The organism is Aureimonas altamirensis (assembly GCF_023702225.1).
GTDB classification, from domain to species: Bacteria; Pseudomonadota; Alphaproteobacteria; order Rhizobiales; family Rhizobiaceae; genus Aureimonas; species Aureimonas altamirensis_B.
Genome location: NZ_JAMQCO010000026.1, coordinates 1 through 5,992 on the forward strand (window position 1 = coordinate 1; position 5,992 = coordinate 5,992).

Genomic DNA, 5,992 nt, shown 5'->3' on the forward strand with positions numbered 1-5,992 from the left:
CCGGCCATCGAGACGGCGGCGGCGCCGGGCCGGACTGAGGGTTTCCCTGTTGGGGTGATTTGAGGTTTGGAAGCGATGGCTGGGTTGGCTTGGTTAAGCCTTGTTGATCCGGCCGGGTTTTTGCGCTCTGGCCGTTGGTTTTGGATTTAAGAGAGTTGCTTTTGGTAGCTTTCGCGGTTTGGCTTTTGGGCTGGGCTGAGGCGGTTTGGTTTTGCCGACCGGGTTCTTTGAGAATTGAAGATTGAGAAGAAAGAGAGACGTGGACGGCGGTTGTCTGCGAGGGGACTTTGGCCTGGTATTCCTTTGTCAGGTTGGAGTAGCCCCGAGAGATGACTGACGGTTACGTTTCGCAGATGAGAGTCTTTTCATGGAGGGATCCATGGAGGGAATAATACTCTCGTCGATGCTTTGAGACAGTGACTTAGTCGGGAACACTCTTATCAAACCTGAGAGTTTGATCCTGGCTCAGAACGAACGCTGGCGGCAGGCTTAACACATGCAAGTCGAACGCACCTTTCGGGGTGAGTGGCAGACGGGTGAGTAACGCGTGGGAATCTACCCTTCTCTACGGGATAGCTCCGGGAAACTGGAATTAATACCGTATACGTCCTGAGGGAGAAAGATTTATCGGGGAAGGATGAGCCCGCGTTGGATTAGCTAGTTGGTGGGGTAAAGGCCTACCAAGGCGACGATCCATAGCTGGTCTAAGAGGATGATCAGCCACATTGGGACTGAGACACGGCCCAAACTCCTACGGGAGGCAGCAGTGGGGAATATTGGACAATGGGCGCAAGCCTGATCCAGCCATGCCGCGTGAGTGATGAAGGCCCTAGGGTTGTAAAGCTCTTTCAGTGGGGACGATAATGACGGTACCCACAGAAGAAGCCCCGGCTAACTTCGTGCCAGCAGCCGCGGTAATACGAAGGGGGCTAGCGTTGTTCGGAATTACTGGGCGTAAAGCGCACGTAGGCGGATATTTAAGTCAGGGGTGAAATCCCGGGGCTCAACCCCGGAACTGCCTTTGATACTGGGTATCTTGAGTTCGGAAGAGGTAAGTGGAATTGCGAGTGTAGAGGTGAAATTCGTAGATATTCGCAGGAACACCAGTGGCGAAGGCGGCTTACTGGTCCGATACTGACGCTGAGGTGCGAAAGCGTGGGGAGCAAACAGGATTAGATACCCTGGTAGTCCACGCCGTAAACGATGGAAGCTAGCCGTCGGGTGATTTATCACTCGGTGGCGCAGCAAACGCATTAAGCTTCCCGCCTGGGGAGTACGGTCGCAAGATTAAAACTCAAAGGAATTGACGGGGGCCCGCACAAGCGGTGGAGCATGTGGTTTAATTCGAAGCAACGCGCAGAACCTTACCAGCTCTTGACATGCCACGACGGTGACCGGAGACGGTGACTTTCCTTCGGGACGTGGACACAGGTGCTGCATGGCTGTCGTCAGCTCGTGTCGTGAGATGTTGGGTTAAGTCCCGCAACGAGCGCAACCCTCGCCCTTAGTTGCCAGCATTGAGTTGGGCACTCTAAGGGGACTGCCGGTGATAAGCCGAGAGGAAGGTGGGGATGACGTCAAGTCCTCATGGCCCTTACGGGCTGGGCTACACACGTGCTACAATGGCGGTGACAATGGGCAGCCAACTCGCGAGAGTGCGCTAATCCCAAAAAGCCGTCTCAGTTCGGATTGCACTCTGCAACTCGGGTGCATGAAGTTGGAATCGCTAGTAATCGTGGATCAGCATGCCACGGTGAATACGTTCCCGGGCCTTGTACACACCGCCCGTCACACCATGGGAGTTGGTTCTACCCGAAGGTGGTGCGCTAACCGCAAGGAGGCAGCCAACCACGGTAGGGTCAGCGACTGGGGTGAAGTCGTAACAAGGTAGCCGTAGGGGAACCTGCGGCTGGATCACCTCCTTTCTAAGGACGATCCCGTCACGGCCGTTCGGTCCGCCATCCTTGGATGGTCCGCCGTTTGGTTTGTACCGGATTGTTTTAGAACAAAAGCATGGATCAGTCAGGTTCGTGCCGTGCATACAAGTGCCATGCCGGTCTTCGGACTGTCGTGGTGAGGCAGGCGCCGCCGCCCACGTTTCTCTTTCTTCACTGGATGATGGTCCGCTCGCGATGCCTGGATTGCGTTGCTTGAGCGGACGAGACGACCTCGGCCGGGGCCGGGATCATGAAGCGGTTCATGGGATCGGGCCCGTAGCTCAGTTGGTTAGAGCGCACCCCTGATAAGGGTGAGGTCGGTAGTTCGAATCTACCCGGGCCCACCACTTCGTGGAGCCGGACGATCGCAGGCCGGACGCAGGCAAAAGGGGCCTTAGCTCAGCTGGGAGAGCATCTGCTTTGCAAGCAGAGGGTCGTCGGTTCGATCCCGACAGGCTCCACCAAGCGGCACGGAATGGTGCCGGGCGGTCGGTTTTAAGGTTTGAACATCCAGGAAGAAGACAAGGTTTGCAGGCTGTGCTGATGCGCGGTCTGCCTGTTCTGATGACAAGGTGAAGAGAAGACGGGTCCTGAGGGATCGTTCGGGCGGCGCTTTAGGGCGTTTTGCTGCGACGGTTCCGTCCGGGGCAGGGTGCCGAGGGGTTCATCGCCCACCGGGTTACCATCCTGGCCATACCCGCGGCCGGCAGCTTTAAGGGCTGTCTGGTACGCTATGATTGATGTGCCTGACCGCCATCATCGGGTCCCGTCTCTGGAAGCTGGTCTTTTTGCCGGCATGGATGCTTTTTGTAGGGGCGTTCGTGTCGGCTGGGCACCGCTGCAGGACGTGAGGAGCTGTTGCACGCAGTCTCATGTTTGCGGTGTCCGAGGAATGCGCGAATGTTCGTCCTCTCTCGGTCTGCCTGACGCTTGTCGGGTGGATCTGGATGGGCATTGGCGATGAGAACGATCAAGTGTCTTAAGGGCATCTGGTGAATGCCTTGGCATGCACAGGCGATGAAGGACGTGATACGCTGCGATAAGCCATGGGGAGCTGCGAATGAGCTTTGATCCGTGGATTTCCGAATGGGGCAACCCACCTTTGATGCCTGGAAAACCGGTTTGGCGTAGCCTGCGCGAGTGGGGTGCGCCGAAGCGGTTTCCAGGTATCGTTTAGAAGGTATCTAACTTTCGAATACATAGGGGTTAGAAGCGAACTCGGGGAACTGAAACATCTAAGTACCCGAAGGAAAGGACATCAACCGAGACTCCGTTAGTAGTGGCGAGCGAACGCGGACCAGGCCAGTGGCCATATGAGGAAGAAGCGGAACAAGCTGGAAAGCTTGGCGAGAAGGGTGACAGCCCCGTACGCGTAATGTCCTGTATGGTCCATGAGTAAGGCGGGACACGTGAAATCCTGTCTGAAATTCGGGGGACCACCCTCGAAGCCTAAGTACTCGTGCATGACCGATAGTGAACCAGTACCGTGAGGGAAAGGTGAAAAGCACCCCGACAAGGGGAGTGAAAGAGAACCTGAAACCGGATGCCTACAAACAGTCGGAGCCCGCGAGGGTGACGGCGTACCTTTTGTATAATGGGTCAGCGACTTAGTCTGGCGAGCAAGCTTAAGCCGGTAGGTGTAGGCGTAGCGAAAGCGAGTCTGAACAGGGCGTTCAGTTCGTCGGATTAGACCCGAAACCGAGTGATCTAGCCATGAGCAGGTTGAAGGTGCGGTAACACGCACTGAAGGACCGAACCCGCATCTGTTGCAATAGATTGGGATGACTTGTGGCTAGGGGTGAAAGGCCAATCAAACTCGGAAATAGCTGGTTCTCCGCGAAATCTATTTAGGTAGAGCGTCGGATGAATACTCCAGGGGGTAGAGCACTGGATGGGCTAGGGGGACTCACCGTCTTACCAAACCTAACCAAACTCCGAATACCTGGAAGTACTGTCCGGCAGACACACGGCGGGTGCTAACGTCCGTCGTGGAGAGGGAAACAACCCTGACCACCAGCTAAGGTCCCCAAGTTATGGCTAAGTGGGAAAGGATGTGAGAATCCCAAAACAACCAGGATGTTGGCTTAGAAGCAGCCATCATTTAAAGAAAGCGTAACAGCTCACTGGTCTAGATTTAAGGGTTCTTGCGCCGAAAATGTACCGGGGCTCAAGCCATACACCGAAGCTGTGGGTTCATCTCGCAAGGGATGAGCGGTAGCGGAGCGTTCCGTAGGCCTGTGAAGGCGTACCCGTGAGGGGCGCTGGAGGTATCGGAAGTGCGAATGCTGACATGAGTAACGATAAAGGGAGTGAGAGACTCCCTCGCCGAAAGTCCAAGGGTTCCTGCTTAAAGTTAATCTGAGCAGGGTTAGCCGGCCCCTAAGGCGAGGCCGAAAGGCGTAGTCGATGGGAACCACGTTAATAATCGTGGGCCTGGTGGTGAGTGACGGATCACGTGTGTTGTCGAGGCTTATCGGATTGTCTCGGCGGCGAAGTGGTCCCAGGAAATAGCCCCACCGAATAGACCGTACCCGAAACCGACACAGGTGGACTGGTAGAGTATACCAAGGCGCTTGAGAGAACTGCGTTGAAGGAACTCGGCAAATTGCACGCGTAACTTCGGAAGAAGCGTGACCCTTTATCGGGCAACCGGTATGGGGTGGCACAGACCAGGGGGTAGCGACTGTTTATCAAAAACACAGGGCTCTGCGAAGTCGCAAGACGACGTATAGGGTCTGACGCCTGCCCGGTGCTGGAAGGTTAAGAGGAGGGGTGCAAGCTCTGAATCGAAGCCCCAGTAAACGGCGGCCGTAACTATAACGGTCCTAAGGTAGCGAAATTCCTTGTCGGGTAAGTTCCGACCTGCACGAATGGCGTAACGACTTCCCCGCTGTCTCCAACGCAGACTCAGTGAAATTGAATTCCCCGTGAAGATGCGGGGTTCCTGCGGTCAGACGGAAAGACCCCGTGCACCTTTACTATAGCTTTACACTGGCATTCGTGTCGGCATGTGTAGGATAGGTGGTAGGCTTTGAAGCGAGGGCGCCAGCTCTCGTGGAGCCATCCTTGAAATACCACCCTTATCGTCATGGATGTCTAACCGCGGCCCGTCATCCGGGTCCGGGACAGTGTATGGTGGGTAGTTTGACTGGGGCGGTCGCCTCCCAAAGAGTAACGGAGGCGCGCGATGGTGGGCTCAGAACGGTCGGAAATCGTTCGTCGAGTGCAATGGCATAAGCCCGCCTGACTGCGAGACAGACAAGTCGAGCAGAGACGAAAGTCGGTCATAGTGATCCGGTGGTCCCGCGTGGAAGGGCCATCGCTCAACGGATAAAAGGTACGCCGGGGATAACAGGCTGATGACCCCCAAGAGTCCATATCGACGGGGTTGTTTGGCACCTCGATGTCGGCTCATCGCATCCTGGGGCTGGAGCAGGTCCCAAGGGTTTGGCTGTTCGCCAATTAAAGCGGTACGTGAGCTGGGTTCAGAACGTCGTGAGACAGTTCGGTCCCTATCTGCCGTGGGTGTAGGAATATTGACAGGATCTGTCCCTAGTACGAGAGGACCGGGATGGACGTATCTCTGGTGGACCTGTTGTGGCGCCAGCCGCATAGCAGGGTAGCTATATACGGTCGGGATAACCGCTGAAGGCATCTAAGCGGGAAACCCACCTGAAAACGAGTGTTCCCTATCAGAGCCGTGGAAGACCACCACGTCGATAGGCCGGGTGTGGAAGCGAGGCAACTCGTGAAGCTTACCGGTACTAATAGCTCGATCGGCTTGATCGTTCTCATTCGCCAATGCCCATTCCCAAAAAGACACAGCTTCCAATGCACTTAGCCGACCTGGTGGTCATTGCGAGGGCCATACACCCGATCCCATGCCGAACTCGGCCGTGAAATCCCTCCGCGCCAATGATACTTCGTCTCAAGACGCGGGAAAGTCGGTCGCTGCCAGGTCTGCTAAGTGCATCTCAATCAATAAACCCTCTCAATACCTCAGAACACCAAACAACCAAAACACACAACAATCACAATAACCCCGCTCCAACGCG

Annotated in this window: 2 tRNA genes and 3 rRNA genes; all 5 read left to right on the top strand. The window is 55.8% G+C overall.

From position 1 onward, the window contains the following. Positions 1-442 precede the first annotated feature (442 nt). Positions 443-1,925, top strand: a 16S ribosomal RNA gene (locus NDN16_RS20720). 282 nt (positions 1,926-2,207) lie between these two features. Continuing rightward, a tRNA-Ile gene (locus NDN16_RS20725) sits at positions 2,208-2,284 on the top strand. Between the two features lie 41 nt (positions 2,285-2,325). Continuing rightward, positions 2,326-2,401: transfer RNA gene (locus NDN16_RS20730), tRNA-Ala, on the top strand. Positions 2,402-2,905: 504 nt separating this feature from the next. Then, positions 2,906-5,726, top strand: a 23S ribosomal RNA gene (locus tag NDN16_RS20735). A 56-nt stretch (positions 5,727-5,782) separates the two neighbouring features. Next, positions 5,783-5,897: ribosomal RNA gene (gene rrf / locus NDN16_RS20740) — 5S ribosomal RNA — on the top strand. Together the 16S, 23S and 5S rRNA genes with 2 tRNA genes alongside form the textbook arrangement of a ribosomal RNA operon. Positions 5,898-5,992 lie beyond the last annotated feature (95 nt).